Origin of the sequence: Bradyrhizobium sp. 191 (genome assembly GCF_023100985.1) — a bacterium.
In the GTDB taxonomy this organism is placed as follows: Bacteria; Pseudomonadota; Alphaproteobacteria; order Rhizobiales; family Xanthobacteraceae; genus Bradyrhizobium; species Bradyrhizobium diversitatis.
The window spans coordinates 5,782,259-5,808,559 of sequence record NZ_CP064692.1 but is presented as its reverse complement, the minus strand read 5'-3'; the positions used below and the strand labels follow the sequence as shown (position 1 = coordinate 5,808,559).

Sequence of the window (26,301 nt, the reverse complement as noted above, 5' to 3'; positions counted from 1 at the left end):
CCGTCCTACATCTGGACTTCGATCAGCCGCGGTCCGGGCTCGGCGACCGCTTCGGCCAGCGCCTTGTTGAACTCGTCGGCATTGGTGACGGCGCGACCGGGAACGCCCATGCCCTTGGCCAGCGCCACGAAATCGAGCGTCGGACGGTCGAGCCTGAGCATGTCGTTGGCGCGCTGGCCGGGCTCGCCCGCGCCGACATTGTCGAACTCCCCGCGCAGGATCTGGTAGATGCGGTTCGCGAACACGATGGTGACGATGTCGAGGTTCTCGCGCGCCTGCGTCCACAGCGACTGGATCGTGTACATCGCGCTGCCGTCGCCGACCATGGTGATCACCTTGCGATCCGGACAGGCGATCGCAGCGCCGATCGACAGCGGCGTGGAGAAGCCGATCGAGCCGCCCATGTTCTGCAGCCAGTCGTGCGGGGCGGCGGCCGCCGTCGGCGGGAAGAAGCCGCGGCCGGTGGTCAGGGATTCGTCGACCATGATCGCGTTCTCGGGGATCGCACAGGCGATCGCCTGCGCGATCGTGGCGAAGGTGAGCGCGCCGGTCGGCTTGACCAGTTCGGCCAAAGCCTGCGGCTTGACGTCCCTGGCGCTGGCCTTCACCGCGCCGGCGAGCGCCTCCAGCGCCGCGACCGAGTTTTCGCCCCAGGAGGTCATGCGATGGACCTCGCAGCCTTGCGGCTTGAGCATGCTCGGCTTGTTCGGATAGGCGAAGAAGGCCACGGGATCGTCGGACTCGACCAGCACGATGTGACGGAACTTCGCCAGCATCGGCAGGGCCTGATCGATCACGTAGTGGATGCGATCGATCGAGAAACGGCCGCGGCCGCGCGCCATCTTGGGGCGGAAGGTCGGGCCCATCACGGTGCAGCCGGTCTTGCCGGCGATGCGCTCGGCCAGCGCCAGGCCCTGCTCGCTCAGGGCGCTTCCGGTCATCAGGAGCAGCGTGCCCTCGCCGTCGCCATGCAGGATTCTTGCGGCCTGCTCGACCGCCTGCGGCGAATAGCTCGCACGTTGCTGCTCGGCCGGAACCTCGGCGATGCCGTCGGCCTCGTTCCAGGCGGTGTCGGCGGGCAGGATCAGGGTCGCGATCTGCGGCGGCGCGCTTTTGGCGGCGGCAATCGCCGCGGCACCGTCGGCGGCGACCGATTTGGCGTCCGGCGAGGTGCGGACCCAGGACGACATCGGCCGGGCCAGACCCTCGATATCGGAGGTCAGCGGCGCGTTGTAGCCGATATGGTAGACGGCGTGCTGGCCGACGATGTTGACGATGCCGGAGTTCGCCTTCTTGGCATTGTGCAGATTGGCAAGCCCGTTGGCGAGGCCGGGGCCGAGATGCAGCAGCGTCGAGGCCGGCGTTCCCTTCATGCGGAAATAGCCGTCGGCAGCGCCCGTCACCACGCCCTCGAACAGGCCGAGCACGCAGCGCATGCCCGGCACGCGGTCGAGCGCTGCGACAAAATGCATCTCGGAGGTACCGGGGTTGGTGAAGCAGACGTCCACCCCACCCTTAACCATCGTCCGCACCAGGCTTTCCGCACCGTTCATCCCAAAGCTCCCGCAACCGGCCATGTCCAGATATCCGTCCGATCAATCATTGTTCGCGCGTCCCGTCAAAGCAATAGCCGGCATCGCCGCCCTGCCCCGCGCGACGATGCGCCGGTTTGGCTAATGGTTTTCGGCAAATTGTGGTTGCCGATTTGGTAACGCCAATGGTCAAGCATGGCATCCCTCACGGGCCCGTGGCTTGCGGAATGCCTGCAAATATGGCCTGTGGCATTCATTGAATCGATTTCTTTCTGGGGGAGACAATGATCCGGTTTTTTGCCGCGCCGATTGCCGCCATCGTACTGCTGTCGGCCACGGCGGGCGGCGCGTTCGCCGAAGAGTTCGACACGCGCGACATCATGGGTGGCGGCCCGAACTTCTTCCGTTCCGGCGCAAATCCCGTTCCCCGCACCACCGTCATGTACAACGGCAACTACGCCCCCGGCACGGTCGTGGTGAACACCAGCGAGCGCCGGCTCTACCTGGTTCTCCCCAACGGCCAGGCCCTGCGCTACGGCATCGGCGTCGGCCGCGACGGCTTCCGCTGGGGCGGGGTGCACAAGATCACCGCCAAGAGGGAATGGCCGGACTGGACGCCGCCGTCGCAGATGCTGGCCCGCCGGCCCGACCTGCCACGCCACATGAAGGGCGGCGTCGACAATCCGCTCGGCGCCCGCGCGATGTATCTGGGCTCGACGCTGTACCGCATCCATGGTTCCAACGAGCCGGAGACGATCGGCCAGGCCGTCTCCTCAGGCTGCTTCCGCATGACCAACGACGACGTCACTGACCTCTACAGCCGCGTCGCCGTCGGCACCACCGTGGTGGTGCTGAACAACTAGCCGAACGGCCGCAGCGGGAACCCGCAAGGCGCATGAATTTGCGGACTTGTGTGCGCGAGGCGAATGCGGCAGCGTCGGGCAACAATGAGCGCATTGACTCCGTCCTCGCCCGCCCTTCGCTTCGCCCTATTGGCGCTCGCCGCGTTCATATTGGTGCCTGACGCCGCCTCCATGGCTGCCGCGGGCGAATTGCCCGCGGTCTCCTCGCGCCAGCGCGCCGAGAAGAAAAGCTTCACCGACGGCGAGATCATCGAAGGCTTCCTGAAGACGGCCTTCGGCGCCGAATATCACCTCGCCGGCCGCGTCGACCGCATCCGCAAGTTCGACGGGCCGGTGCGCGTGTTCGCTGAGAGCGACCGCGCCGACCGCAAGACGCAGCTCGCAAGAGTCGTGGCCGACATCGCCCACCGGGTGCAGCATCTCGACATCGCCATGATCGACAGCAACGAAGCGGCGAATGTGCGGGTCAAGCTGGTGCGCGACCGCGACCTCTACCGCACCCTCACCAGCTTCTACGGCGCCGAGAAGGCGCGCGAGATCCGCACCTCGCTCGACCCGCAATGCCTGTCCGGCTTTCGCAAGAACGACGATTTCGAGATCGAGCATTCCGACGTCATTCTCACCGTCGACAACGGCGATTTCACCTTCCTCGACTGCGCCTATGAGGAGCTCCTGCAATCGCTCGGGCCCATCAACGACACCGCAAGCGTGCCGTGGACCATGTTCAACGACAACGTCTCGATGGGCTATTTCGACGTCTACGACCAGTACATCCTCAACCTGCTCTACGATCCCCGCATCAAGGCGGGCATGACCGTGGCGGAGGTCAAGGCGGTGCTGCCCGCCGTGCTCAAGGACGTGCGCGCCTGGGTGAAGCGGGTGAATGATCTGAAGGAGTGAGTCCGGTCGTCATTGAGAGCACGGCGACCCCGCACTCGTGCCCCGGACGCAGCGCAGCGCCTCTTCGGCGATGCGCTGCAGAGCCGGGGCCCATCTCGCTAAGCTCTCCCGTACCGCCTTCTGGGTCCCGGCTCGGCGTTGCAACGCCAAGGCGTTGCAACGCGTCCGGGACACCCGCCCAACGAACTACTGCACGAGATCGGCTACCGTCGTTGCGGCCTTCAGGCCCGTGCCGGTGAGGACCGCGACCGTGGTCTCGTTCGCCTTGATCGATCCAGCGGCTGCGAGCTTGTCCAGTGCGGCCGCCGCGCTGGCGCTGGTCGGCTCGGCGAACAGGCCCTGGCGCGCGAGACGCCGCAAAGCTGCGACGATCTCGTCCTCGGTGAGCGCAACGGTGCCGCCCCCGCTTTCGCGCAAGGCGGCGATGATCTCGCGCAGGCGCAACGGATTCTTGATCGCGGTGCCTTCGGCGATAGTCTTGTGCACCTCGCGCGCGACGGGCGTATCGACGCCGGCCTTGAAGCTCGCATCGATCGGCGAGCAATTCTGCGGCTGCGCCGCGAACAGGCGCGGCAGCTTCGATATCTGCCCGGCTTTCTTGAGCTCGCGGAAACCGAAGGCGCAGCCCAGGAGGCTGCTGCCGGCGCCGACGGGGACGATGACGTTGTCGGGTGCGCGAAAGCCGAGATCCTCCCAGATCTCATAGGCGAGCGATTTGGTGCCTTCGAGGAAGAACGGCTGCCAATTGTGGCTGGCGTAGAAGGTCTGGCTCGACTGGCGGATGGCCTCGGCTTCCGACTCCTCGCGTGGCCCTTCGACGAGTTGCACCTCGGCGCCATAGGCCCTCACCTGCGCGATCTTGGCCGGCGACGTAGACGCGGGCGCGAGGATCTTCACGCGCATGCCGCCGGCGGCGCCAAGCCCTGCCATCGACGAGCCGCCATTGCCCGACGAGTCCTCCAGAATGGCATCGACACCGATCTGCCGCAGGAAGGACAGCATCACGGAAGAGCCGCGGTCCTTGAAGCTGCCGGTCGGGTTGAACCATTCGAGCTTGAAGAAGGGCCGCAGGTCACCCCAACCTTGCTGGATCAGCGGCGTACAGCCCTCTCCGAGCGAGATCGGATTTGCGATCTCGACCGGCAATGCCGCCCGGTAGCGCCAAAGCGACCGCGTCCGGCCATCGATGTCCTTGCGCGAGATGCCGGCACCCGGCGTCACCAGCAGCGGCGTGCGCTCGTCCGTGCACCAGCGCGGCTGGTCGAGCGGATAGAGCTGTCCGTTGCGGGGGTCGATGTAGCTGGCGGCGGGCATTGGGGTCTCCAAGACAAGGACGATCTGCGATCGGACGGATGACACGTTTAGTCCGGGATTCGACGCTGGCCGAGCGAAAGGATACACACCCCCTTGAAAACATGAAAAATATAAATACTTCAAGTCCTTAAGCAGATCCCGCCGGCAGGGCGGCGGGCTTGGCCCGCGCGAGGACCCGGCGCTGAAGGCGCCCCCTGCAAGCCCGCCAATGACGGGAATGTGGTCGCAAACGGCCCTGCCCGCCCGGCACGATTAACTTGTCTGTCGTCGCCGGCCGCTACAATATGTTGGATTGAGCTTGCGCCACCGCTGTTCTTCGGCAGGCAACGCAAGCGAGCCAGGCCCGTCCGAGCGGCGGGCCGTTGGCTTTTTGGGAGCCTGGACATGAGCCGTGCCAACCGTACCGACCACATCCGCCTGACCTCCCATCCGGAGCCGGGCAGGAAGGCCGCCTTTCCGATCCACTGGGGCGCTGCCGATGCGCGCGCCCGCGGGCCGGTCATCGGCACGGTGTCGCGCGCCGGGGATCGCAACGTGATCGGCAGCCATGGCGGGTCCTACGCGATGTACCGTGCGCTCGCGGTGTCTGCCGGCGCACTCGATCCGATTCGCAGGCCCGATCTCACCAACACCTTTCCCGCCGCGACCATCGGGCCGTTCCCGCAATGGAGCGATCCCACCAAGATCGTCGCGCTCGATCCCTGGGGGCATCTCGTCGCCGAGAACTTCCGCCAGGAGATCGCCGAAGGCGCCGATATCCGCCCGAGCATCGCGGTGACGCGGGCGCGGCTCGACCTGCCGGAGATCCGCGAGGCGCTGGCCGCAAAGCGGCTGCGCGCCGACGGCGAGGTCGTGCATGCCAATGGCAGCGTGTCCGTGGTGAAGATCGCGATCGATCCGGTGTGGTATCTGCCGGGCCTTGCCGCGCGCTTCGGCACCGGCGAGACCGAATTGCGGCGCACGCTGTTCGAGCAGACCGCCGGCATGTTCCCGGAACTGGTGACGCGGCCGGACATGAAAGTGTTCCTGCCGCCGATCGGCGGCACCACGGTCTATCTGTTCGGCGACGTCACCAAGCTGCCGGACCATCGCACGAAAATCACCTGCCGCGTCCATGACGAGTGCAACGGCTCCGACGTGTTCGGCTCCGACATCTGCACCTGCCGGCCCTATCTGATCCACGGCATCGAGGAATCCGCGCGCGGCGCTCAGGAGGGCGGGCTCGGGCTCGTCGTCTATAACCGGAAGGAGGGCCGCGCACTCGGCGAGGTCACGAAATTCCTGGTCTACAATGCGCGCAAGCGCCAGGAGGACGGCGATGCGGCCGCCGCCTACTTCGAGCGCACCGAATGCGTCGCCGGCGTCCAGGATGCACGCTTCCAGCAATTGATGCCGGATACGATCCACTGGCTCGGCCTCAAGCGCATCGACCGCTTCCTGTCGATGAGCGACATGAAACACGACGCGCTGACCTCGCAAGGCATCGACATCGTCGAGCGCGTGCCGATCCCGCCGGAGCTGATCCCGGCTGACGCCTATGTCGAGATCGCCGCGAAGAAGGCCGCCGGTTATTACTCGACCGACATCGCGCCGGAGCAGGACGTGAACGGCGTGGTCGGGCGCTCGCTGGAAAAATACTGATCGCGTGATGGCGGACGCATTGGAAATGCAGGCACGCTCGCTGCTCATCGCAAAGGCGGTGCGCGCGCGGGCGGGGCAGATGCTCGAGCTCGGCCTTGCCGGCAGGCTCTCACATTTCACGATCGATCTCGACCGCATGGATGGCGTCGCGGAGGCAGTGCTTGCGGTCACGCGCAAAGCCTATCCGACGCTGGATATCCCCTTCCACGCGCGGTGGCGGCATTTTGTGCTTGGCGGCGTCGACCGTTGGGCGCGGCTCGCCGATCCTGCGTCCTGGCCGGATCGCGCTGCGCGGGCGCGCGCGGAATTCGACCTCGCCATCGTCAGCGTGCTGCTCGATGCCGGCGCGGGCGCTGCGTGGCGATACCGCGATGCCGTGACCGGCGAAGCCATCGGCCGCTCCGAGGGGCTTGCGATCGCAAGCCTCGACATGTTCGCGGGCGGCCTCTTCTCGCGCGATCCGCGTGCGCCATTCAGCGCCGATGCGGATGTGCTCGCAATGCTGCCGCCCGCCGCACTCACATCCGCCTTTCAGGCGAACGACGCCAATCCGCTGCTCGGCCTCGAAGGGCGCACCGATCTGCTGCGGCGTCTGGGAAAGCTGGTGGCGGAGCGCGCAGACGTGTTCGGCCTGCACGACACGCCGCGGCCGGGCGGCCTGTTCGATCACATCGCGGCGCAGGCGGATGGCGGTGCCATCGCCGCGCCCGCAATCCTGTCGGCGGTGCTGAACCAGCTCGGACCGATCTGGCCGTCACGGCTCGAACTCGCCGGCATCCCGCTCGGCGATTGCTGGCGTCATCCCGCCATAACGGCGGTTGACGCAACTGCGGGCCTCGTACCCTTGCACAAGCTGTCGCAATGGCTGAGCTATTCGCTGATCGAGCCGCTCCAGCGCGCCGGCATCAAAGTGACCGACATCGACGGCCTGACTGGGCTGGCCGAATATCGCAATGGCGGGCTGTTCGTCGATCACGAGGTGCTGCGTCTGTGCGACGCCGCCGACGCCGGACGCGCGCATGCGGTGGATTCGCTGCTCGTCGTGGAGTGGCGCGCGCTGACGGTCGCGCTGCTCGATCGGCTGGCCGACCTGGTTCGCACCAAGCTCGGCCGCACGGCCGAGACATTGCCGCTCGCCAGCATCCTCGAAGGCGGCACCTGGGCCGCAGGCCGCACGATTGCCTTTTCGCGCCGTCCCGATGGTTCACCGCCGCTCAAGGTGATCAGCGACGGTACGGTTTTCTAGACTCTCTCCCCCTGTGGGAGAGGGTGGCTTCGCGAAAGCGAAGCCGGGTGAGGGGTTCTCTCCGCGGGAGCATCTCTCACTGGAGTTCGCGGAGAGTACCCCTCATCCGGCGCTTCGCGCCACCTTCTCCCACAAGGGGAGAAGGAAGAAAGGCATCCCATCATGGAAGGCGTCACGATCGTCGATCATCCCCTGGTGCAGCACAAGCTGACGCTGGTGCGGGACAAATCCATCTCGACCAAATCGTTTCGGGAGCTGATCAAGGAGATCGGCATGCTCCTGTGCTACGAGGTGACGCGCGACCTGCCGCTCACTGATACCGTCATCGAGACGCCGCTGGCGACGATGCACTCGGCCAAGATCGCCGGCAAGAAGCTCGTGTTCGTGCCGATGCTGCGCGCCGGCACCACCTTCGTCGACGGCATGATGGACCTGGTGCCGACCGCACGCGTTGCCCATATCGGGATCTACCGCGAGCCGCACAGCTTTGCCGCGGTGGAGTATTTCTTCAAATCGCCGTCCGATCTCAGCGAGCGTCTGGCGATCGTGGTGACGCCGGTGGTCGCCACCGCCAACACCGCGGTCGCCGCCATCGACCGGCTGAAGGAGCGCGGCGCCAGGGACATCCGCCTCGCCTGCCTGATCGCCGCGCCGGAAGGCCTCGAACGACTGCGCGGATTCCACCCAGACGTGCCGATCTGGACCGCGGCGGTGGACGAAGGTCTCGACGAGAACGGGTTCATCGTGCCGGGCCTCGGCGATGCCGGCGACCGCGCCTACGGGACGCGGTAAGAGCTGCACGCACCTATATTGTTCGAGAAGATCTTTTCGGAAAGCCGCTGCACACCTTCCAGGATGATGCTTTAGGAACAGCTTGCATCGCGCGATGTTCTCCTGCTTTGCGATGGAGAGCACGAATGACCTATCAGGATGACGACCGCAGGGCCGACAGTGCACGCCGCAACAGCCCGGTCGGCTGGGCGGTCGGCGCGATCTTCGTGATCGCCGTGGTCGCGGCCGTCTTCTTCTACAATGGGCGCGAGGTGGGGCCGCAGACCACGACCTCCAATCCGAATACGGCGCCGAGCGTCACCACTGGATCGAATCCACCTGCTGCGCCCGCGAAGTGATGCGCTGAGCGAGGGCCGTCACACCTTCCCGCTGCCGCAAATACCCTTCAGCGCCTGCCACTCCTTGTCGGTCAGCAGCGGCGGACCGCTGGCGGGACGATCCTCCTTCGTCATGCGCGCGAGGCGGTCCTCGGTCAGCGGGTGGCTGGCGAGGATCGTGGTGAGACCGGAACCGCCCTCCTTGCCGGTGATGCGGAACATCAATTCGGCCGCGGGTTTTGGCGAGCGGCCGAGCTTGTGCATGATCTCGATGGCGAAGGTGTCGGCGCCGGTCTCGGCCTCGCGCGAATAGGAGGCCTCGACCAGGCTGCGCGAAGCGAAGATCACGGCCGAGGAGCCGGTGACGTCGCCGAACAAGAGGCCGATCAGGAACGAGGTGCCGCCGTTGTAGATCAGGCCGCGCATGTTGTCGTAATGCTTGAGATGGCCGAGCTCGTGGGCGAGGATGCCGGCGAGCTCGTCGGGACTTTCGGCCTTGTCGAGCAGGCCCTTCAGCACGAACACCTTGCCGCCGGGCAGCGCGAAGGCGTTCGGCACCGAGGTCGGCAGCACGCCCGCCGTCATGGTGTCGTCGAGGCCGGCCGCATCGCGCAAGCGGTTGACGAGCTTCGTGAAGGCGGCCTTGCCCCCGGGGTCTTCGCAGACGCTGCGGCCGAAGATGGTTTTCATCTGCACTTCGGCGGCATCGCCGATGCGCCGTTCGACCGGCTTCGGCACCAGCGGCGCGAGACGATCGGCGGCAAGCGGCACGCCGAACAAGACGACGCAGACGATGGAGACGGCGGCGGCCACCGACCAGCCCACGATCTTTGCGGTGCCGCGGCGCGTGGTCTGGTGCTCGTCGAGGTGCAGGCAGCGCGCGGTCACATCTCCCGCCACTGCCGCGTCGCGGATCTCGAGCCGCGCCAGGGGCGGGGCCGACGTGCAGGCCAGACGCAAAACGCCGGCCGGGCCGTCAGCGCGGCGGATATCGGCATAGGCCCAGCGGACGGGTGCTTCGCCGTCCTCGGCGATTTCGAGCGCATCACCGAGCCTCAGCATCACCTGACGCCTGCGGCTCGAGACGCCGTCGAAGAAGATGGTCGGCTTTGAGGACCCGGCCGGGACCCCGCTGGACACGTCACTCACGGTTCAGAATCCTGCAACATCCAGTCCATCGGCAAACCCTTCGCCGAGCGCGCCGGCGAGTTCGCCGCGCCCCTGCACATTCGCCGCGGCCGCGATGTCGTGCACCTCGACCGTCTCCAGCACCTTCGCCCAGAGATCGCGCTGGAGATAGACGCGCATGACGATGTTGATGGCCAGCGCTACGGCGAAATAGCCGATCACCATCATTGCCACCACCGGGATGCTGTTCGCGCCGTCGCCAGACTCGAATACCTGATCGACCGGCACGCCGGTGAGCTGGACGACGAGCAAGGTACCGCCGACCATGTAAGCACCGAACGCGGCCGAGAGCAGCGTCCACCAGCCGACCACCTTCCAATACAGGCCGTAGAAGGCGTCGTGCGGCAGATCCGAGGACAGGCTGACGCCGCCGATGCGGATGCCGTCGAGCCACCAGCGCCATTCGCGGGCCTTGAATTCGGCGTAGAGGAACGGCGCCAGCGGGAAGATCACGAGCGCGACCGGGCTGAGCAGCCACAGCCACCAGCCGCGCTTGAAGAACGTCCAGCCGTCGCCCTCGAAGTCGCCGGAGAGCTCGCCATAATGGGTGTGCTGCATCTTGTAGCGCTCGAGCGCAGCTGCGCGCCACGGCAGCGCCAGGCCGAGCGTCAGAAACACGAGCAAGCCCCACAGCATGGCGCGGAGCGAATAGGCCCAGCCCGAGCCGTCCATCCAGAACCGCACGCCGCGCCAGACCGTGCGCGTCAGCCGGTAGCGCCGCGCGCGAAAGATCGCGAACTGACCGAAGGCGTAGAAGCCGATGAACAGCGGCAACGAGGCGAATCCCTGCCAGCGTTCGAACTCGATGCCGATCAGAAAGTAGGCGAGATAGATCGGCACCAGGATCGCGAGCGCGACCAGGAAGCCGATCAAAAGCTCCTTGGCCCGCCCGGTATATTCGGCCGCATCGCCGTCGATCGCCGTGTTGGCCCACAGATGGCGGCGAATGTCGGTGACCAGCCAGAACCGGTAGAAACCGAAGGTGACGAGCTCCAGCATGGCACCCCTGGTGACCATTCTGCGGAACTCGGAGCGGTTGCCGGAGAAATCGTCCCGCGTGGGCGGCAGCGGCGGCGGTAAGGGTTCGGACCCAACGGGGGTCCATTGCATGTCGTTCACGGCAGCAACCTCGGGATGCGGATCTGTTGCGGTCAAACTATAGATCAGAGGTTAGTCAATCCCCAAGCTGGACCGGTTCGATTTACCTCGATTCCGATAGGGTTCTTGCATGATTCTCCACCGCGCGGCGTGCGGGAGGTCACGTTCGCGTGGCGGCGTGACGGCCATCCGACGCTCTCGTGAAGGTTGGATGTGGCAAAACTCTCCCTTGCCCCGACGCAGACAACCGGCTGTAATTGCAAATCAAATACCGCAGCGCAGAATTCAACGAGAACGCGCGGTTCAGGTTAGGGAGAATGGTCATGCACGGGACCATCGAGAGCGCGACCAAGCTCGACGCACTTCGCGCGCGCGCCACGTCACTGCCGCTGGAGCGGTTCGATCCGGGCGACCCGGAGTTGTTCAGGACGGATACGTTCTGGCCCTATTTCGATCGCCTGCGCCGGGACGATCCGGTGCATTACTGCAAGGACTCGATGTTCGGGCCGTATTGGTCGGTAACGCGCTACAACGACATCATGGAGATCGAGACCAACCATGCCGTGTTCTCCTCGGCCTCCGCGCTCGGCGGCATCACCATCCGCGACATCGATCCGGATTTGCGCCGCGAGAGCTTCATCTCGATGGACCCGCCGCGCCATGCGGCCCAGCGCAAGACCGTGGCGCCGATGTTCACGCCGACGCATCTGGACAATCTCGCGATCAACATCCGCAAGCGCTCGGCCGAGTGCCTGGACAACCTGCCCCGCGGCGAGGTGTTCGACTGGGTCGACCGCGTCTCGATCGAGCTGACGACGCAGATGCTGGCGGTGCTGTTCGACTTCCCCTGGGAGGACCGCCGCAAGCTGACGCGCTGGTCGGACATCGCCACCACCATTCCCGGCCCCGACGGCCTCGTCGCCACCGAGGACGAACGGATGGCCGAGCTGACGGAATGCGCGGCCTATTTCTCCCGCCTCTGGAAGGAGCGCATCGAGCAGCCGCCGAAGAGCGACCTGTTGTCGATGATGGCGCACAGTGCCGCCACGCGCGACATGGACGCCAGGAACTTCCTCGGCAATCTCATCCTTTTGATCGTCGGCGGCAACGACACCACCCGCAACACCATGTCGGGCTCGATCTACGCGCTGAGCCAGCATCCGGAGCAGTATCGCAAGCTGCGCGAGAACCCCGATCTGCTCGACAGCTTCGTGCCCGAGGTGATCCGCTGGCAGACGCCGCTCGCGCATATGCGGCGCACGGCGCTCTCCGACTTCGAATTCCGCGGCAAGCAGATCAAGAAGGGTGACAAGGTCGTAATGTGGTACGTTTCGGGCAACCGCGACGAGGAGGTGATCGAAAAGCCCTACGATTTCATCATCGACCGCGCCCGCCCGCGCACGCACCTCTCCTTCGGCTTCGGCATCCACCGTTGCGTCGGCCTGTGGCTTGCCGAGCTTCAACTCAAGATTATTTGGGAGGAAATCCTTAGGCGATTCGACCATATTGATGTGGTCGGCGAGCCCAGGCGGGTCTATTCGAGCTTCGTGAAGGGGCTTGAGACGTTGCCGGTGAAGATTGCGGCGTGAACGAAGAACTCCCCCTCTCCCCGCTTGCGGGGAGAGGGTTGGGGTGAGGGGGAGTCTCCACGGAGACGGAGAGAATTGGACTCGCGGAGAGTCCCCCTCACCCGGATTGCATCTTCGATGCAATCCGGCCTCTCCCCGCAAGCGGGGAGAGGCGAAAAAAGAGAACCAACTGGAGCTAACACCATGAACATCCAAGCGCCGGTTAAAGTGGACAAGGCCGAACGCATGCGCAGGGCGCGCGAGGAGGCCTATGCGACGCCGCTTTCGCAATTCCATCCCGGCGCGCCCCGGCTGTTCCAGGACGACACGCTGTGGCCGTGGTTCGAGCGGCTGCGCAAGGAAGAGCCGGTGCATTACTGCACCAACGCGCCGATCGAGCCGTACTGGTCGGTGGTGAAGTACGACGACATCATGCATGTCGACACCAATCACGGCATCTTCTCTTCGGATTCGAAGCTCGGCGGCATCTCGATCCGCGACGTGCCGGAAGGCTACGACTATCCAAGCTTCATCGCGATGGACCAGCCGAAGCATTCGGCGCAGCGCAAGACGGTCTCGCCGATGTTCACCCCTCAGCATCTGGACGAGCTGGCGAGATTGATCCGGCAGCGCTCGCAGACCGTGCTGGACAATCTGCCGCGCAACGAGACCTTCAATTTCGTCGAGCGCGTCTCGATCGAGCTGACGACGCAGATGCTGGCGACGCTGTTCGACTTCCCCTGGGAAGAGCGGCGCAAGCTGACGCGCTGGTCCGACGTCTCGACCGCGCTGCCCAAGAGCGGCATCGTCGCCTCCGCCGAGGAGCGCCGCCGCGAGATGGACGAGTGCTACGCCTACATGTCGAAGCTGTGGAACGAGCGCGTCAACTCCGCGCCGCGCAACGACCTGCTGTCGCTGATGGCGCACAACGAGGCCACGCGCCACATGGACCCCGACAACCTCATGGGCAACATCATCCTGCTCATCGTCGGCGGCAACGACACCACGCGCAACACCATGACCGGCTCGGTGCTGGCACTGAACGAGAACCCGGAGCAGTATGACAAGCTCCGCGCCAATCCGGAGCTGATCGATTCCATGGTGCCGGAAGTGATCCGCTGGCAGACGCCGCTGGCGCATATGCGGCGCACCGCATTGCAGGACACCGAGATCGGCGGCAAGCCGATCCGCAAGGGCGACCGCGTCGTGATGTGGTACGTCTCGGGCAACCGCGACGAGGAGATGTTCGAGAAGCCGAACGAGTTCATCATCGACCGCCCGCGCCCGCGCACCCACCTCTCCTTCGGCTTCGGCATCCACCGCTGCGTCGGCATGCGCCTCGCCGAATTGCAGCTGCGGATCGTCTGGGAGGAGATGCTGAAGCGGTTCGAGCGCATTGAGGTGGTCGGCGAGCCGAAGCGGATCTATTCCAGCTTCATCAAGGGATACGAGACGCTGCCGGTAAGGATTCCGGGATAGGCTCGCTCTATCCTCCGTCATTGCGAGCGCAGCGAAGCAATCCAGACTGCCGCCGCGGAGGGTTTCCTGGATTGCTTCGCTGCGCTCGCAATGACGAGGCCACATCTGCGTGTCACAAGGGCCGCGGCAAGCGCTGCGACCGGTCCAGCTATAAAATTCCGGCATGACAGCTCGCGCCAGATGCGAAGGCAAAGCTGGGCCCTGGTGTCCTAAACCACAGCCGAGACATCGGTGTGCTCCCTCGCCCCGCTTGCGGGGAGAGGGTTGGGGGTGAGGGGGAGTCTCCACGGGGGCGGTGACAGTTGGACTCGCGGAGACTCCCCCTCACCCGGAATTTGCTGCGCAAATTCCGGCCTCTCCCCGCAAGCGGGGAGAGGCGAAGAAAGCACCGGCGCTCAACTCAACTTGATGTCCCACACGCCTTCCTTGCGGCAGGCGGCGACCTCCTCGCGCAGGAGGGCGGTGATGGCGAGCGAGGCCGTCGAGGCCGGGCGGTCGATCGGAGAAGCAAAGATGAGCTCGCGCGTCATCGGCCTGGAGACAGGCGCGGTTTCAAGCCGCCCGTCCGCGACCTCGCCATGGACCGACGAGGGCGGCAGCAGCGCGAAGCCGAGGCCCTCCTCGACCAGGCTCGTCAGCACGCGGAAGGAATCCGCCTCGAGCTGGACGTCGAGCTTGATCTTGCGCTGGGCCGCCGCATGCTCGATCAGCGCGCGGAGACCGTGGGAATGAGAGGGCAGCACCAGGCGCTGGCGCAGCAGCCAGCCGACGTCGACGCTCTTCCTGCGGGCCAGCCCACAGCCGCGCGGGCCGACCGCGACGATGTTGTCGCGTCCCAGGCTCTGGACATTGAGATGCAGATCGGCCGAGCGGCCGTAGAGGATGGCGAGGTCCATCTCGCCGCGATGCAGCCATTCGACCAGATGGCCGCTGTAGCTCTCGACGATGCGCAGCGAGATGCCGGGAAATTTTTCGACGCAGCGCCGTGCAAAGCGCGCCGACAGCACGCAGCTCACGGTGGGAACGAGACCAAGCACCACCTGGCCCGAGGGCGGCCCCTTGGCCGACTGGAGGTCGTCCCGGATCTGGTCGATCTGCCGCACGATGCCGGAGGTGCGAGCGAGCAGAAGCCGCCCGGCCTCGGTCAGCACCATGCCGCGGCCGTTGCGGGTGAACAGATCGGTGCGCAGCTCGTGTTCCAGCAGCTTGATCTGCCTGGAGAGCGCCGGCTGCGCCACGCGCAGCGTATCGGACGCCTTGGAGAGGCTGCCGAGCTCCGCCACGCAACTGAAGGTCCTGAGCTGCCGGAAATCCATGCTTGCCAATCCTGGAAGGCTACTCCATACGCTATAGCAAATGAGCATAGGGGGCTGGCGTTGTTTTCACAACGCCAGGGGATTGGCCGGCGTTATCTTAACTGCCGCTACCGAATGGAAACGCCATGAGTCAAGAACACCACACCGAAGATCACGCCGACATTCGCGAGGCCGTTGCCAAGCTCTGCGCCCAGTTCCCCGGCGAATATTGGCGCAAGCTCGATCGCGAGATGGCTTACCCCAAGGCTTTCGTGGATGCGCTGACCGAGGCCGGCTATCTCTCGGTGCTGATCCCCGAGGAATATGGCGGCGCGGGCCTGAAGCTGTCGGCCGCCGCGGCGATCCTGGAAGAGATCCAGCGCGCCGGCTGCAACGGCGGCGGCTGCCATGCCCAGATGTACACGATGGGCACGGTGCTCCGGCACGGCAATGCCGAGCAGAAGGCAAAATACCTGCCGAAGATCGCGAGCGGCGAGTTGCGCCTGCAGGCGTTCGGCGTCACCGAGCCGACCAGCGGCACCGACACCTCCTCGCTGAAGACGTTCGCGCGCAAGGACGGCAACGACAGCTACATCGTCAACGGCCAGAAGATCTGGACCAGCCGCGCCGAGCATTCCGATCTGATGGTGCTGCTGGCGCGCACCACGCCGAAGGACCAGGTCAAGAAGCGCACCGACGGCCTGTCGGTGTTCATCGTCGACATGCGCGAGGCCAAGAACAACGGCCTCGAGATCCGCCCGATCCGCACCATGATGAACCACGCCACCACCGAAGTGTTCTTCACCGACATGAGGGTGCCGGCGGAGAATCTGATCGGCGAGGAAGGCAAGGGCTTTCGCTACATCCTCTCCGGCATGAATGCCGAGCGCATCCTGATCGCGGCCGAATGCGTCGGCGACGCAAAGTGGTTCATCGCGAAGGCAACGAACTACGCCAAGGAGCGCGCCGTGTTCGGCCGGCCGATCGGCCAGAACCAGGGCATCCAGTTCCCGATCGCCAAGGCCTACGCCTCGATGCGGGCGGCCGAGCTGATGGTGAAGGAAGCCACGCGCAAATACGAGGCCGGGCTCGACTGCGGCGCCGAGGCCAACATGGCCAAGATGCTGGCGGCGGATGCGTCATGGGAAGCGGCGAATGCCTGCATCCAGACCCATGGCGGCTTCGGCTTCGCCGAGGAATACGACGTGGAGCGCAAGTTCCGCGAGACGCGGCTTTACCAGGTGGCGCCGATCTCGACCAACCTCGTGCTGTCCTTCGTCGCCGAGCATGTGCTCGGCATGCCGCGCTCGTACTGAGGTCCGGCCATGGGAGCACTTGACGGGATCAGGGTGATCGCGGTCGAGCAGGCGGTCGCGGCGCCGTTCTGCTCCTCGCGCCTGGCCGATGCCGGCGCGGAGGTGATCAAGATCGAGCGGCCCGAAGGCGATTTCGCCCGCGGCTATGACGCGGCGGCCAAGGGCCAGAGCAGCTATTTCGTCTGGCTCAACCGCGGCAAGCAATCCGCGGTGGTTGACCTCACGACAAGGGAAGGCCGCGACGAGCTGGAGAAGCTGATCGCCGGCGCCGACGTGCTGATCCAGAACCTCAAGCCCGGCTCGATGGACAAGCTCGGCTTCTCGCGCGAGCGGCTGTTGAAGGACTATCCCAAGCTGATTTCCTGCACCATCACGGGCTATGGCGACGAGGGACCCTATGCGCATCGCAAGGCCTACGACTTGCTGATCCAGGCCGAGAGCGGGCTTGCCTCGATCACCGGCAATCCCGACGGCGCCTCGCGCGTCGGCATGTCGATCGTGGATGTGGCGACCGGCGCCACCGCCCATGCGGCGATCCTGGAAGCGCTGATCGCGCGCGGGCGCACCGGCAAGGGCGCCGATATCCGCATCTCCATGTTCGACGTGATGGCGGACTGGTGCACCGTGCCGCTGCTCAACTCCGAAGCCGGCAACCCGCCCAAGCGGATGGGCCTGCGCCATCCCTCGATCGCGCCCTATGGCGTGTTCACCTCCAAGGACGGCAAGGACATTTTGATCTCGATCCAGAGCGAGCGCGAGTGGAAGACGCTGTGCGCCAAGGTGCTGGACCAGCCCGATCTGCCGGCCGATCCGCGCGTTGCCAACATGGTCGAGCGCGTGCGCAACCGCGACTTCACCGACCAGACGGTGGCGGATGCCTTCGGCAGGATGACGCGCGATGAGCTGCTGAAGCGGCTGTCGGATGCCGACATTGCGTTTGCCGAGGTCAACACCATGGCCGACCTCGCCAACCATCCGCATCTGCGGCGGATCGAGGTCGACACGCCGAACGGCCGTGTCAGCTATCCCGCGCCGGCGCCGATCATCGTTGGCGAGACGCGGAGCTACGGCGCCGTGCCCGCGATCGGCGAAAAGCCCCAGAAGAAGTCACAGAGCGAGGCGTCATGACCGAGAAGCTCGACATCGATCATTTGCGGCAATGGATCGGCCGCAGCCAGGATGCCACCGACATCGTCACCGCGCAGCTCGTGATGGGCTTGCGTGCAACGCTGTTCCAGGAGGTCAGCGAACCCAAGAAAGGCGACGCCGCGCCGTTCACGGTGCATTGGTGCCTGGCGCAGCCGGTGTTTCCGATGTCGATGCTCGGCCCCGACGGTCACCCGACCCGTGGCGGCTTCCTGCCGCCGGTGCCGCTGCCGCGCCGGATGTGGGCCGGCGGCGAGATCGAATTCCTGCAGCCGCTGCAGGTTGGCGATGAATCGACGCGGACCTCGCGCATCGCCGATGTGCAGGTCAAGTCAGGCTCGACCGGCACGCTGTGCTTCGTCTCGGTCGAGCACAGCATCTCCTCGCCGAGGGGCACGGCGATCCGCGAGCGGCAGGACATCGTCTACCGCGAGATGACCGGCAGCACGCCGGCTGGCGGCAAGGCGCCGCCTCCGCCGCCGAAGGCGCAGCACCGCGAGACGCATGTGTCCGATCCCGTGCTGCTGTTTCGCTACTCCGCGCTGACATTCAACGGCCACCGCATCCATTACGACCGTGACTACGTCACCAAGGTCGAGGGTTATCCGGGCCTGATCTTCCACGGACCACTGCAGGCGGCGCTGATCGTCGAAATGGCGGCCAAGCTTCGCGGCGGCAAGGCGCCGAAGAAGTTTACCTATCGCGGCCTGCAGCCGCTGTTCGAGGGCAGCGAGTTCTCGGTCAATGCCAATGAGATCGAGGCGGGCATGGAGCTGTGGACCGCGAACGCGGAGGGACAGCCGACGATGAAGGGCATGGCGGTGTGGTGACAGTCTCTCCCCGTCATTGCGAGGAGCTCTTGCGACGAAGCAATCCAGACTGTCACCTTTGAGGCAGTCTGGATTGCTTCGCTTCGCTCGCAATGACGAGTGGGGCTGATAGCGGCGAGAAGCAACAGGGACGGAAACCATGGCCAAGAACGGCAAGAGCTTTGGCAAGAGCGGCAGCAAGTCCGTCACCGTGAAGCAGGCAACGCTCGACCTGCTGCGGGCCTTCGGCATCACAAAAGTGTTCGGCAACCCCGGCTCGACCGAACTGCCGTTCCTTAGCGACTGGCCTGACGATATCGACTATGTGCTGGCGCTGCAGGAGGCGTCCGCGGTCGGCATGGCCGACGGCTATGCGCAGGCGACGCGCAATGCCGGCTTCGTCAACCTGCATTCGGCGGCCGGCGTCGGCAACGCGCTCGGCAACATCTATACCGCGCATCGCAACCAGACGCCGCTGGTGATCACCGCGGGCCAGCAGGCGCGATCGATCCTGCCCTTGCAGGCGTTCCTCTATGCCGAGCGCGCCTCGGAATTCCCGCGGCCTTACGTCAAATACAGCGTCGAGCCGGCCCGGCCCGAGGACGTGCCGGCCGCGATCGCGCGGGCCTATTACACCGCGATGCAGCCGCCATGCGGGCCGGCCTTCGTGTCGATCCCGATAGACGACTGGGCGCATGCGGCTGCTCCGATCGAAGCGCGCAAGGTCAGCCGGGAGATCGGTCCGGAGGCTGACGCGATGAAGGCGCTGGTTGCCGCACTCGGCTCCGCAAAACACCCCGCCCTCGTCGTCGGCCCCGGCGTCGACCGCGCCGGCGCGGTCGACCTGATGATGCGCGTCGCCGAGAAAGCGAAAGCCAGCGTCTGGGTGAGCCCGTTCTCTGCGCGCTGCTCGTTCCCCGAGCGGCATCCGCAATTCGCGGGCTTCCTGCATGCTTCGCCCGCGCAGCTCTCCGATGCGCTACGCGCGCACGATCTCGTCGTGGTCGTCGGCGCGCCCGTGTTCACGTTCCATGTCGAGGGCCATGCCGCGATCTTCGATGGCGCGGCGACCATTTTTCAGATCACCGATGATCCGGATGCCGCCGCGGTGACGCCGGTCGGCACCAGCATCATCGCGACGATGAAGCCGGCGCTCGCCATGCTGCTCGAGTTGCTGCCGGAGAGCAAGCGCGCGGCGCCGAAGGGCCGGACGCTGCCGCCGGCACCGCAAGCCGCCGATCCGTTGCCGGTCGAATTCCTGCTGCACTCGCTGTCGCAAGCGATGCCGGACGGGGCGTCACTGGTCGAGGAAGTGCCCTCGCACCGGCCGGCGATGCAGAAGTTCATGCCGATGCGCGGCCAGGACAGCTTCTACACCATGTCGAGCGGCGGTCTCGGCTACTCCCTGCCCGCCGCCGTCGGCATGGCGCTCGGCAAGCCGAGCAGCCGCACCGTCTGCCTGATCGGCGACGGCTCGGCGATGTATTCGATCCAGGCGCTGTGGACCGCGGCGCAGCGCAAGCTGCCGCTCACCGTCGTCGTCATCAACAATTCCGGCTACGGCGCGATGCGCTCGTTCAGCCAGGTGATGCAGGTGCGCAACGTGCCCGGGCTGGAGCTGCCGGGAATCGATTTCGTGCGACTCGCCGAAGGCATGGGCTGCCATGCGGTGCGGGTGACCAAGGCGGCGGAGCTGGGCGAAGCGCTGAAACGCGGGATGGCCTATGCAGGCACGAGCCTCGTCGAGGTCATCGTCGATTCAGCGGTGCCGGTGTTGTACGGGCAGAAGCATTGAGGATGTCGTCCCTGCGAACGCAGGGATCCATACCGCGTGATCTGTCAGTCAAGCGCAGGTGTCAGTACCGCGGGCAGAAACACTACCAGTCTTCGCCAAACTTCTCCCTGGGGATATGGGTCCCTACGTTCGCAGGGACGACACTGAATTTGTCGCGCCACCTCGACATCACGACGCCAGAAATCCGCCGTCCGCCGCCAGCACATGCCCGACGACATAGGATGACGCGTCGGACGACAGCCACACCACGGCTTCCGCCACTTCTTCTGGGCTTCCCATCCGCCGCAGCGGCAGGCCGGCGCTGACGGTTGCGACATCGCCGACGCCGGCACGCAGCATCATGTCGGTGACGACGCGGCCGGGGGCGATGGCGTTGATGCGGATACCGCGAGGCGCGTTCTCCATCGCGGCCGAGCGCGTCAGCGAGATCGCGGCGGCTTTCGAGGCCGAATAAAGCGAGAAGCCGGGATTGGGATTGCGCACGCCGCTGACGGAGGCGTTGACGACGATGCTGCCGCGCCCCTGCGCCAGCATTGCCGGCAGTTGGTGGCGCAGGCACAGGAACAGCGCGCGGACATTGGTATTGAACACGTTATCGTAGATCTCCGTGCCCTGCTCCTCCAGCGGCGCGCGGCGCTCCTGGAATCCGGCATTGTTGAAGGCAACGTCGAGCCGGCCGCAGCGCTCGACCGCCGCGCGCACCATGCGCGCGACGTCGTCCTCCTCAGTGATATCGGTCTTGACCGGCACGGCCTCCGCACCGAGCTCACGGCACGCCGAGGCGGCGGCGTCGATCTCGGCTTCGCGCCGGCCGGCGACGAAAATCGCTTCGGCGCCTTCGGACGCCATCCTCATCGCCGTGGCGCGGCCGATGCCGCTGCCGCCGCCCGTGACGAGGCAGACCTTGCCCCTCATCCGCATCCCGGTTGGCAAAGTTCCGCTCATCGTCCACTCCAAAACGCTTGCGCGCGGCGTTGCGCCCATTTAGTTGTATGATACAACTATATGCCGGGAGTCAAGATGGCCGAGCTTTCGCTGATCGACGACATCCGCGCCGCGTCGCGCCTGATGGTGCGCGAGCTCGGCTTCATGGACGCGACGGTGGCGGCATCGGACTATCCGCCCTCGGCGGTCCACACCATCCTGGAAATCGGCATCCGCGGCCCGATGACATCAGGCGAGCTCGGTGATTTCCTGCGTCTGGAGAAATCGAGCGTCAGCCGCCTGGTGCGCAAGCTGATCGACTGCGGCGAGGTCAGGGAGACGCCGGACGAGCTTGATGCACGCAGCAAGCTGTTGTCGCTGACGGCGAAAGGCCGCCGAACGCTGGAAGCGCTGCATGCATTCGGGCGGCAGCAGGTGCGTGGTGCGCTGGCGGCGTTGACGCCGGCCGAGCAGCGCATCGTGCGCGAGGGCATGATGCTCTATGCGCGGGCGCTGAGGGCGAGCCGGGAGGAGCATGAGGCTGCAGCCTAGTCACCGGTGTCGTCCCTGCGAACGCAGGGACCCATACCGCGTGATCTATCGAGGAAGTGGGGCGTCAGTACCGCGGCAACGGCAACTAGCAGCCTCCGCCAAACTTCTCCCTGTGGTTATGGGTCCCTGCGTTCGCAGGGACGACAGCGAGGAGTTGGCGCGAGCTAGCCTCAATTGGACCGCCCCTAACGGTCACTTCCCGAACTCTTCCCGCATCTTCGCCTGGATCTTGGCCATGCCGCCGATCCAGCGGTCGTAATTCTCGGTCTTCTTGCGCATGTAGCCGAGCACCTGCGGGTGCGGCAGGATCAGGAACGTTTCCTGTTCGAGGCCGGCGAGCACGTCTTTCGCCACCTGCTCCGGCGTCAGGTCGCCGTCGCCGGATTGCGGGCCCTTGGGGATCGAGCGCAGCATGTTGGTGTCGACGCCCTGCGGGCAGAGGATCGAGACCTTGATGTTGTGGGCCTTGTGCGAGATCGCGAGATTCTCGGCAAAGCCGACTGCAGCGTGCTTGGTCGTCGAATAAGCGGGGCTGCCGACCTGCGACAGCAGGCCCGCGGCCGAGATGGTGTTGAGGAAATAGCCGCCGCCGCGCGCCCTCATGCGGGGGACGAGATGCCGCGCCGCGTAGACGTGGGCCATGACGTGGATCGCCCAGCTGCGCTGCCAGGGTTCATCCGAGGCGCCGCCGGCATTTTCCGACATCGGATCGAAACCGCCGCCGATGCCGGCATTGGAGCAGAACAGCTCGATCGGCCCGAACTGACGTTCGGTCTCCTCGATGACGTGAGCGATGTCCTTTTCCTGAGCGACGTCGCATTTGAAGGCGGCGCCATCAACCATGGCTGCGACCGCCCGCGCATTGGCGGCGTCCATGTCCGCGACCACAACCTTGGCTGCGCCCGCATGGTGAAAGGCCTCGCACAGCGCCTTGCCGATGCCGTTTGCGCCGCCCGTGACGACCACGACCTTGCCGGTCACCTGCATGCGACGTCTCCTCTTGCCTTACCGCGTTTCTTATCCCGCTTCGCGGGAAACCTGCTCAGCTCAACACGAGGTCGAGCACCGCGGTATAATGGCATGCCGCGCCGGCCAAGACAAAGCCGTGCCAGATCGCATTCTGGAATCGCAGACGCCGCCAGGCGTGGAAGATCACGCCGAAGCTGTAGAGCAGGCCGCCCGCAACGATGAAGCCCAGCACCAGCGCGGGCAACGCCCTGACCACGGCGTCGTAGAGCATCATGCCGCTCCAGCCCATCGCGAGGTAGATGCCGACCGAGACCCGGTCGAACCGGCCGGGATAGAGAAGCTTCAACACGATGCCGAGGATTGCCACGCACCAGACCCCGGCGAGCAGCACCAACGCGAACACGCTGTCCTTCACCTCCAGGATGAACGGCGTGTAGGTCGCCGCGATCAGCAGATAGATCGCGGAATGGTCGAACCGGCGCAGCAGCCATTTGGCCGGCGAGACCGGCCAGAGATTATAGGTCGCCGACAGCACCAGCATCGAGAGCAGGCCGGCGACGTAGATCGAGACGCCGACGACGTCGGTCGCATCCGCATAGATCGCCGTCAGCACCACCAGCACGGTCGCGGCGACGATACCGGCGAAGACGCCGACCGCGTGGATGACACCGTCGGCGATCAGCTCGGCACGGTCGTAATGCCAGCCGACCATGTCGGCTGCGGCGTGGACGGAGCTGGATGCGAACTCTTTCAATTGGAAGACGGTCATGGGCAATCCGCTAACGTGAGGCAATCGTCCTCTTGTATGGGTGCTTCGGGATCGGCACATCGTTCAAACGGCTGACTGGCCGACAAAGGCGGTGGAAGTATGGAGCTTGATTTTCCTCACGCAATTGCCACTTTTGTGATCGGCCGCACATTCCTCCCGCCCCGGATCCTCTTACGTTCATATGGCATTCAGTTTCCAGGATATGGTCGAAGAGGCGCGGCTGTCGGCAAGGGCGCTGATCGACTATGGCGAGCACTTCTTCAACCCCACGGTGCGGCTCGGCGTCACCGGGCTGTCACGGGCGGGTAAGACCGTATTCATCACCGCCCTGATCCACGGCCTGACGCGCGGCGGCCGGTTTCCGGTGTTCGAAGCCTATGCCTCCGGCCGCATCGCGCGGGCGCATCTGGCGCCACAGCCGGACGACGCCGTGCCGCGCTTTGCCTATGAGAACCACCTGCGCGCGCTGATCGAGGAACGGCGCTGGCCGAACTCGACGGTCGACATCAGCGAGCTCAGGCTCGTGATCGAGTACCAGCGCCCGAACGGCGCGGACCGCAATTTGACGCTCGATATCGTCGACTATCCCGGCGAATGGCTGCTCGATCTGCCGCTGCTGCAGAAAAGCTATGAGCAATGGTCGGCGGAAAGCCTGGCGCTGTCGCGCGAGGCACCGCGGGCGCATCTCGCGGCGGACTGGCACGCGCATCTCGCAACGCTCAAGCCCGAAGCGCGCGAGGACGAGCAGGCGACGCTGACGGAAGCAAAGCTTTTCACCGATTATCTGCGCGCGTGCCGCGAGGAGCGCTTCGCGATGAGCCTGTTGCCGCCGGGCCGCTTCCTGATGCCCGGCAATCTCGCAGGCTCCCCCGCACTGACCTTTGCGCCGCTCGATCTGCCCGCTGGCGGACAAGCGCCCGACGGCTCGCTCTGGGCGATGATGGTGCGCCGTTTCGAGGCCTACAAGGATGTCGTGGTGCGGCCGTTCTTCCGCGATCATTTCGCGCGGCTCGATCGCCAGATCGTGCTGGCGGATGCACTCGCCGCATTCAACTCGGGCCCCGAGGCGCTGCACGATCTCGAAGCCGCGCTTGCCGGCATTCTCGGCTGCTTCAACATCGGCCGCAGCACCTTGCTCTCCAGCCTGTTCCGGCCGCGCATCGACCGCATCCTGTTTGCGGCGACCAAGGCGGACCATCTGCATCATTCCAGCCATGACCGGCTCGAGGCCGTGCTGCGCCGCGCCGTATCGGGCGCGGTTGCGCGCGCGGAAAATACCGGTGCGGCGATCGACGTCGTTGCACTCGCCGCCGTCCGCGCCACGCGCGAGGCGCAGGTGTCCCGTGGCCGCGACAAATTGCCGTCGATCCTGGGAACACCGGCCGCGGGCGAAAGCGCCGGCGGCGAGTTCTTCGACGGCAACACGGAAGTCGCGACCTTTCCGGGGGATCTACCCGTCGATCCCGAGCCGCTGTTCAACGACACCGATGCATTCCGCGGGCTCTCGACGGAGGCGGCCGAGACAAGCGACTTCCGCTTCCTGCGCTTCCGCCCGCCCAAGCTCGAACGCGAGGGCAACGACGAGCCCACACTGCCACACATCCGCCTTGACCGTGCCCTGCAGTTCCTGATCGGAGACAAGCTGTCATGACGGAGCGATCCCAGCAGCGGCGGCCGGCGACGTTCCGGCTCGACGATCCCGGCGTCGTCGTCACCGAGGCCGACGAGACGGGACGGCTCGGTCGCGGCACGATCCAGATCACGCCGGAGAACGATCCATCGACGCTGCCGGTGCCGATTCAGGCCACACTTCCCGCGCGGCGCCGCTTTCCCTGGGGCGCGCTGTTCTGGTCCGGCCTCGCCGGGTTGACGCTGCTCGGGGTCGGGCTCGGCGTCGTCCATCTGATCGAGGATTTGTTCGCGCGCAGCGAGAGCCTCGGCTACGTCGGGCTTGCCTTTGCGCTCGTCACTGCGTCGGCGCTTGCCGTCGTGATCGGACGCGAGGCGTTTGGACTGGCGCGCCTCGCAACAATCGAGAAGCTGCATCAGCGCGCCGCCGACGTGCTCGCCAGTGACGATCGCGCCGAGAGTCGCGTCATCGTGCAGGACCTGCTGAAGATCGCGCACCAGAACCCGCAGCTCGCGCGGGCCCGCGCCACGCTGGAAAGCCATGCCGGCGAGATCATCGACGGCGCCGACATGATCCGGCTCGCCGAGCGCGAACTGATGTCCCCGCTGGATGCGGAAGCGCGGCGGCTGGTGTCGTCAGCCGCGCAAAAGGTCTCGATCGTCACAGCGGTCTCGCCCCGCGCGGCGATCGACGTGCTGTTCGTGTTCGTCGCCGCGCTGCGCCTGATCCGCCAGCTCGCCTATCTCTATGGCGGCCGCCCTGGCGCGCTCGGCATGATCCGCCTGCTCCGTCACGTCATCGCCCATCTCGCCATCACCGGCGGCATGGCCGCGAGCGACAGCCTGGTGCAGCAGATGCTCGGCCATGGCATCGCGGCGAAGCTGTCGCAGCGGCTGGGTGAAGGCGTGCTGAATGGATTGCTGACGGCCCGATTGGGCCTTGCCGCGATCGACGTGACGAGGCCATTGCCGTTCGCGGCACTACCGCCGCCGAAACTGTCGGATTTGGCGACGGATTTGATACGGAAGAAGGATGAGGAAGAGTAGCCTCTCGCCACGCGCTCTCTGTCACCTCTCCCCTTGTGCGAGACGGGTGAGGGGTATCTCTCCGCGTACGCAGCTTTTGCCGTGTGGATAGATACCCCTCATCCGGCGCCAT

The 26,301-nt window shown here is 65.7% G+C and carries 23 protein-coding genes; 15 read left to right on the top strand and 8 right to left on the bottom strand.

Going from position 1 to position 26,301, the window contains the following annotated elements; translation table 11 throughout:
• Positions 1-5: 5 nt before the first annotated feature.
• Complete coding sequence (locus IVB23_RS27080; protein WP_061878978.1) at positions 6-1,553, bottom strand: acetolactate synthase large subunit; 1,548 nt, start codon at positions 1,551-1,553, stop codon at positions 6-8.
• 263 nt (positions 1,554-1,816) lie between these two features.
• On the opposite strand from IVB23_RS27080, the gene IVB23_RS27075 reads away from it, so the two are divergent.
• Both IVB23_RS27075 and IVB23_RS27070 read left to right on the top strand, forming a co-directional pair.
• A complete protein-coding gene (locus tag IVB23_RS27075; RefSeq protein ID WP_197967196.1) occupies positions 1,817-2,395 on the top strand; it encodes a L,D-transpeptidase in 579 nt (192 codons plus the stop codon).
• 84 nt (positions 2,396-2,479) lie between these two features.
• Positions 2,480-3,295 carry a DUF2927 domain-containing protein gene (locus IVB23_RS27070; RefSeq protein ID WP_197967195.1) on the top strand — a complete coding sequence of 272 codons (816 nt, stop codon included), beginning with the start codon at positions 2,480-2,482 and terminating at the stop codon, positions 3,293-3,295.
• 186 nt (positions 3,296-3,481) lie between these two features.
• On the opposite strand, the gene IVB23_RS27065 is transcribed toward IVB23_RS27070, so the two are convergent.
• The gene (locus IVB23_RS27065) at positions 3,482-4,609 is read right to left on the bottom strand and encodes a threonine synthase (RefSeq protein ID WP_247800630.1); all 1,128 of its coding nucleotides are present in this window, start codon (positions 4,607-4,609) and stop codon (positions 3,482-3,484) included.
• 384 nt (positions 4,610-4,993) lie between these two features.
• Here IVB23_RS27065 and IVB23_RS27060 point away from each other — a divergent pair, with 384 nt between their 5' ends.
• The 4 genes from IVB23_RS27060 (at position 4,994) to IVB23_RS27045 (ending at position 8,626) form a co-directional block, all read left to right on the top strand.
• Positions 4,994-6,250 carry a GTP cyclohydrolase II gene (locus tag IVB23_RS27060; RefSeq protein ID WP_247800629.1) on the top strand — a complete coding sequence of 419 codons (1,257 nt, stop codon included), beginning with the start codon at positions 4,994-4,996 and terminating at the stop codon, positions 6,248-6,250.
• Between the two features lie 7 nt (positions 6,251-6,257).
• Positions 6,258-7,496, top strand: a complete 1,239-nt coding sequence (locus tag IVB23_RS27055) for a URC4/urg3 family protein (RefSeq protein ID WP_061878973.1) — start codon at positions 6,258-6,260, stop codon at positions 7,494-7,496.
• 162 nt (positions 7,497-7,658) lie between these two features.
• Positions 7,659-8,288: a uracil phosphoribosyltransferase gene (gene upp, locus IVB23_RS27050; RefSeq protein WP_061878972.1), complete on the top strand. Its 630-nt coding sequence runs from the start codon at positions 7,659-7,661 to the stop codon at positions 8,286-8,288.
• 125 nt (positions 8,289-8,413) lie between these two features.
• The gene (locus tag IVB23_RS27045) at positions 8,414-8,626 is read left to right on the top strand and encodes a hypothetical protein (RefSeq protein WP_061878971.1); all 213 of its coding nucleotides are present in this window, start codon (positions 8,414-8,416) and stop codon (positions 8,624-8,626) included.
• Positions 8,627-8,644: 18 nt separating this feature from the next.
• Here IVB23_RS27045 and IVB23_RS27040 read toward each other — a convergent pair whose 3' ends face one another.
• Both IVB23_RS27040 and IVB23_RS27035 read right to left on the bottom strand, forming a co-directional pair.
• Positions 8,645-9,754, bottom strand: a complete 1,110-nt coding sequence (locus IVB23_RS27040; RefSeq protein ID WP_061878970.1) for a M48 family metallopeptidase — start codon at positions 9,752-9,754, stop codon at positions 8,645-8,647.
• 3 nt (positions 9,755-9,757) lie between these two features.
• Complete coding sequence (locus tag IVB23_RS27035) at positions 9,758-10,903, bottom strand: YjgN family protein (RefSeq protein ID WP_247804971.1); 1,146 nt, start codon at positions 10,901-10,903, stop codon at positions 9,758-9,760.
• Between the two features lie 311 nt (positions 10,904-11,214).
• On the opposite strand from IVB23_RS27035, the gene IVB23_RS27030 reads away from it, so the two are divergent.
• Both IVB23_RS27030 and IVB23_RS27025 read left to right on the top strand, forming a co-directional pair.
• On the top strand, positions 11,215-12,480 hold the full coding sequence (locus IVB23_RS27030) for a cytochrome P450 (protein WP_247800628.1): 1,266 nt from the start codon (positions 11,215-11,217) through the stop codon (positions 12,478-12,480).
• A 183-nt stretch (positions 12,481-12,663) separates the two neighbouring features.
• Entirely contained in the window at positions 12,664-13,938 is a 1,275-nt protein-coding gene (locus tag IVB23_RS27025) for a cytochrome P450 (RefSeq protein WP_197967190.1), read from the top strand.
• Between the two features lie 395 nt (positions 13,939-14,333).
• On the opposite strand, the gene IVB23_RS27020 is transcribed toward IVB23_RS27025, so the two are convergent.
• Positions 14,334-15,254: a LysR substrate-binding domain-containing protein gene (locus IVB23_RS27020; protein ID WP_247800627.1), complete on the bottom strand. Its 921-nt coding sequence runs from the start codon at positions 15,252-15,254 to the stop codon at positions 14,334-14,336.
• Positions 15,255-15,379: 125 nt separating this feature from the next.
• Here IVB23_RS27020 and IVB23_RS27015 point away from each other — a divergent pair, with 125 nt between their 5' ends.
• The 4 genes from IVB23_RS27015 to mdlC all read left to right on the top strand — a co-directional run bounded on the left by IVB23_RS27015 (position 15,380) and on the right by mdlC (position 20,299).
• On the top strand, positions 15,380-16,549 hold the full coding sequence (locus IVB23_RS27015) for an acyl-CoA dehydrogenase family protein (protein WP_247800626.1): 1,170 nt from the start codon (positions 15,380-15,382) through the stop codon (positions 16,547-16,549).
• Between the two features lie 9 nt (positions 16,550-16,558).
• Positions 16,559-17,677, top strand: coding sequence for a CaiB/BaiF CoA-transferase family protein (locus IVB23_RS27010; RefSeq protein WP_247800625.1), 1,119 nt, complete (start codon positions 16,559-16,561; stop codon positions 17,675-17,677).
• Positions 17,674-18,525, top strand: a complete 852-nt coding sequence (locus IVB23_RS27005) for a MaoC family dehydratase N-terminal domain-containing protein (protein WP_247800624.1) — start codon at positions 17,674-17,676, stop codon at positions 18,523-18,525. Before IVB23_RS27010 ends, IVB23_RS27005 begins: the two co-directional genes overlap by 4 nt.
• Positions 18,526-18,664: 139 nt before the next feature.
• Entirely contained in the window at positions 18,665-20,299 is a 1,635-nt protein-coding gene (gene mdlC, locus IVB23_RS27000; protein ID WP_247800623.1) for a benzoylformate decarboxylase, read from the top strand.
• A 168-nt stretch (positions 20,300-20,467) separates the two neighbouring features.
• Here mdlC and IVB23_RS26995 read toward each other — a convergent pair whose 3' ends face one another.
• Positions 20,468-21,244: a glucose 1-dehydrogenase gene (locus tag IVB23_RS26995; protein ID WP_197967185.1), complete on the bottom strand. Its 777-nt coding sequence runs from the start codon at positions 21,242-21,244 to the stop codon at positions 20,468-20,470.
• Between the two features lie 75 nt (positions 21,245-21,319).
• Between IVB23_RS26995 and IVB23_RS26990 the strand changes: the two genes are divergently transcribed.
• Positions 21,320-21,775: a MarR family transcriptional regulator gene (locus IVB23_RS26990; RefSeq protein WP_247800622.1), complete on the top strand. Its 456-nt coding sequence runs from the start codon at positions 21,320-21,322 to the stop codon at positions 21,773-21,775.
• Positions 21,776-21,967: 192 nt separating this feature from the next.
• Here the strand turns inward: IVB23_RS26990 and IVB23_RS26985 are convergent, their stop codons facing one another.
• Together IVB23_RS26985 and IVB23_RS26980 are read right to left on the bottom strand one after the other, a co-directional pair.
• The gene (locus IVB23_RS26985) at positions 21,968-22,762 is read right to left on the bottom strand and encodes an SDR family oxidoreductase (RefSeq protein ID WP_131869338.1); all 795 of its coding nucleotides are present in this window, start codon (positions 22,760-22,762) and stop codon (positions 21,968-21,970) included.
• A 55-nt stretch (positions 22,763-22,817) separates the two neighbouring features.
• Positions 22,818-23,513, bottom strand: coding sequence for a hemolysin III family protein (locus IVB23_RS26980; protein WP_061878960.1), 696 nt, complete (start codon positions 23,511-23,513; stop codon positions 22,818-22,820).
• A 181-nt stretch (positions 23,514-23,694) separates the two neighbouring features.
• Here IVB23_RS26980 and IVB23_RS26975 point away from each other — a divergent pair, with 181 nt between their 5' ends.
• Both IVB23_RS26975 and IVB23_RS26970 read left to right on the top strand, forming a co-directional pair.
• Positions 23,695-25,164: a YcjX family protein gene (locus tag IVB23_RS26975; RefSeq protein ID WP_247800621.1), complete on the top strand. Its 1,470-nt coding sequence runs from the start codon at positions 23,695-23,697 to the stop codon at positions 25,162-25,164.
• Positions 25,161-26,189, top strand: a complete 1,029-nt coding sequence (locus IVB23_RS26970) for a TIGR01620 family protein (RefSeq protein ID WP_197967181.1) — start codon at positions 25,161-25,163, stop codon at positions 26,187-26,189. The genes IVB23_RS26975 and IVB23_RS26970 overlap by 4 nt, the downstream gene beginning before the upstream one ends.
• Positions 26,190-26,301: the final 112 nt, after the last annotated feature.

Excerpts from the sequence above, each read along its gene's own strand:
- IVB23_RS27025 (WP_197967190.1), top strand. The coding sequence starts at position 12,664 with ATGAACATCCAAGCGCCGGTTAAAGTGGACAAGGCCGAACGCATGCGC.
- IVB23_RS27060 (WP_247800629.1), top strand. The coding sequence starts at position 4,994 with ATGAGCCGTGCCAACCGTACCGACCACATCCGCCTGACCTCCCATCCG.
- IVB23_RS27080 (WP_061878978.1), bottom strand. The coding sequence starts at position 1,553 with ATGAACGGTGCGGAAAGCCTGGTGCGGACGATGGTTAAGGGTGGGGTG.
- IVB23_RS27030 (WP_247800628.1), top strand. The coding sequence starts at position 11,215 with ATGCACGGGACCATCGAGAGCGCGACCAAGCTCGACGCACTTCGCGCG.
- IVB23_RS27070 (WP_197967195.1), top strand. The coding sequence starts at position 2,480 with ATGAGCGCATTGACTCCGTCCTCGCCCGCCCTTCGCTTCGCCCTATTG.
- upp (WP_061878972.1), top strand. The coding sequence starts at position 7,659 with ATGGAAGGCGTCACGATCGTCGATCATCCCCTGGTGCAGCACAAGCTG.
- IVB23_RS27055 (WP_061878973.1), top strand. The coding sequence starts at position 6,258 with ATGGCGGACGCATTGGAAATGCAGGCACGCTCGCTGCTCATCGCAAAG.
- IVB23_RS27065 (WP_247800630.1), bottom strand. The coding sequence starts at position 4,609 with ATGCCCGCCGCCAGCTACATCGACCCCCGCAACGGACAGCTCTATCCG.
- IVB23_RS26985 (WP_131869338.1), bottom strand. The coding sequence starts at position 22,762 with ATGCAGGTGACCGGCAAGGTCGTGGTCGTCACGGGCGGCGCAAACGGC.
- IVB23_RS26980 (WP_061878960.1), bottom strand. The coding sequence starts at position 23,513 with ATGACCGTCTTCCAATTGAAAGAGTTCGCATCCAGCTCCGTCCACGCC.
- IVB23_RS27010 (WP_247800625.1), top strand. The coding sequence starts at position 16,559 with ATGGGAGCACTTGACGGGATCAGGGTGATCGCGGTCGAGCAGGCGGTC.
- IVB23_RS26990 (WP_247800622.1), top strand. The coding sequence starts at position 21,320 with ATGGCCGAGCTTTCGCTGATCGACGACATCCGCGCCGCGTCGCGCCTG.
- IVB23_RS26975 (WP_247800621.1), top strand. The coding sequence starts at position 23,695 with ATGGCATTCAGTTTCCAGGATATGGTCGAAGAGGCGCGGCTGTCGGCA.
- IVB23_RS27045 (WP_061878971.1), top strand. The coding sequence starts at position 8,414 with ATGACCTATCAGGATGACGACCGCAGGGCCGACAGTGCACGCCGCAAC.
- IVB23_RS27005 (WP_247800624.1), top strand. The coding sequence starts at position 17,674 with ATGACCGAGAAGCTCGACATCGATCATTTGCGGCAATGGATCGGCCGC.
- IVB23_RS27020 (WP_247800627.1), bottom strand. The coding sequence starts at position 15,254 with ATGGATTTCCGGCAGCTCAGGACCTTCAGTTGCGTGGCGGAGCTCGGC.
- mdlC (WP_247800623.1), top strand. The coding sequence starts at position 18,665 with ATGGCCAAGAACGGCAAGAGCTTTGGCAAGAGCGGCAGCAAGTCCGTC.
- IVB23_RS27035 (WP_247804971.1), bottom strand. The coding sequence starts at position 10,903 with ATGCAATGGACCCCCGTTGGGTCCGAACCCTTACCGCCGCCGCTGCCG.
- IVB23_RS26970 (WP_197967181.1), top strand. The coding sequence starts at position 25,161 with ATGACGGAGCGATCCCAGCAGCGGCGGCCGGCGACGTTCCGGCTCGAC.
- IVB23_RS26995 (WP_197967185.1), bottom strand. The coding sequence starts at position 21,244 with ATGAGCGGAACTTTGCCAACCGGGATGCGGATGAGGGGCAAGGTCTGC.
- IVB23_RS27075 (WP_197967196.1), top strand. The coding sequence starts at position 1,817 with ATGATCCGGTTTTTTGCCGCGCCGATTGCCGCCATCGTACTGCTGTCG.
- IVB23_RS27015 (WP_247800626.1), top strand. The coding sequence starts at position 15,380 with ATGAGTCAAGAACACCACACCGAAGATCACGCCGACATTCGCGAGGCC.